Source organism: Acrocarpospora sp. B8E8 (assembly GCF_039871605.1).
GTDB classification, from domain to species: Bacteria; Actinomycetota; Actinomycetes; order Streptosporangiales; family Streptosporangiaceae; genus Acrocarpospora; species Acrocarpospora macrocephala.
Window position 1 is genome coordinate 1 of the sequence record NZ_JBDPLV010000202.1, and the last position, 1351, is coordinate 1351.

Sequence of the window (1351 nt, forward strand, 5' to 3'; positions counted from 1 at the left end):
TTAGGGAGCATGCGGAAATAAATCCGTTGTCTCGTGATCGGTGATCTAATCGTGTGGTGAAGCTCCGTACGATGGCCGCCGATGAGCGTGAACGCTTGGAGAGCGGGCTGACCCGCCGCTGGCTCGACCTGCGGGAACACCTAGATGAACGATCCCGGCGGTTGTGGCTGGCTGCCGAGGCCCGTTCGCTGGGCTATGGCGGGATCGCGTTCGTCGCCGCGGTGACCCAGGTGACCACGGAGGCCATCGCCGATGGGATGAAGGAGTTGTCCGGCGAAAAACCGCTGGCGGACGGGGTACGCCGCCCGGGTGGGGGCCGCAAGAAGGCCGAGGACAACGATCCGGCTCTGCCGGTGGCGCTGGATGCGCTGGTCGAGCCGGTGACCAGGGGCGATCCGATGTCTCCGCTGCGGTGGACGAGCAAGTCCCTGGTCAAGCTGGCTGGGGAGTTGTCGGCGGGTGGGCATCGGGTCAGTGCCGCTGTCGTGCGCAGGCTGCTAGGTGAGGCCGGGTACAGCCTGCAGGCCAACGCCAAGACGATCGAGGGTGCCCAGAGCCCGGACCGTGATCCGCAATTCCAGCACATCCATGACTTGGTGGTCGCCGCGCTGGCCGCCGGGCGGCCGGTGATCAGCGTGGACACCAAGAAGAAAGAGTTGGTCGGGCCGTACAAGAACGGCGGCCGGGAATGGCGGCCTGAAGGCGAGCCCGAGCGGGTACGCGTTCATGACTTCATCGACAAGCAGCTCGGCAAGGCCGTTCCGTACGGGGTGTATGACGTGGGCGCGAACGCGGGGTGGGTGAGTGTGGGCACCGACCACGACACGGCGGCGTTCGCGGTTAACACCATCCGTTCTTGGTGGGACCGGGTAGGGCGGGTGTCCTACCCGGGTGCAGCCGATCTGCTGATCACCGCTGACTGCGGCGGGTCGAACGGTAACCGGGTCCGGCTGTGGAAGAGGGAACTGGCGGCGTTCGCGGCGGAGACCGGGCTGACCGTCCGGCTGGCGCATCTGCCGCCGGGCACCTCCAAATGGAACCGGATCGAGCACAAACTGTTCAGCTTCATCTCGATGAATTGGAGGGGCAGGCCTCTGACCAGTCACGAGGTCATCGTCAACACCATCAGCGCGACCACGACCATCAGCGGGCTGACGGTCACCGCCGAACTGGACACCGCGCCCTACCCCAAGGGCATCAAAGTCTCCGACCGGGAGATGCGGGATTTGGAGACGACCAGGATCACTCGGCACGCGTTCCGCCCGGACTGGAACTACACCATCCACCCGGCTACCACATCGAAGATCACGGTCGAGCCAGCCTGAGGCGTTATTTCAGGCTGAGCTCTTAG

At 65.2% G+C, this 1351-nt stretch carries 1 protein-coding gene; it reads left to right on the plus strand.

The genetic code is table 11. The annotated features are described in order from the left end of the window. Positions 1-71 precede the first annotated feature (71 nt). A complete protein-coding gene (locus ABGB08_RS54595) occupies positions 72-1325 on the plus strand; it encodes an ISAzo13 family transposase (RefSeq protein ID WP_347608519.1) in 1254 nt (417 codons plus the stop codon). The last annotated feature ends 26 nt before the right edge of the window (positions 1326-1351 follow it).

What these genes read in the sequence shown, in the direction of transcription:
- ABGB08_RS54595 (WP_347608519.1), top strand. Translation starts at nt 72, where the DNA reads ATGGCCGCCGATGAGCGTGAACGCTTGGAGAGCGGGCTGACCCGCCGC.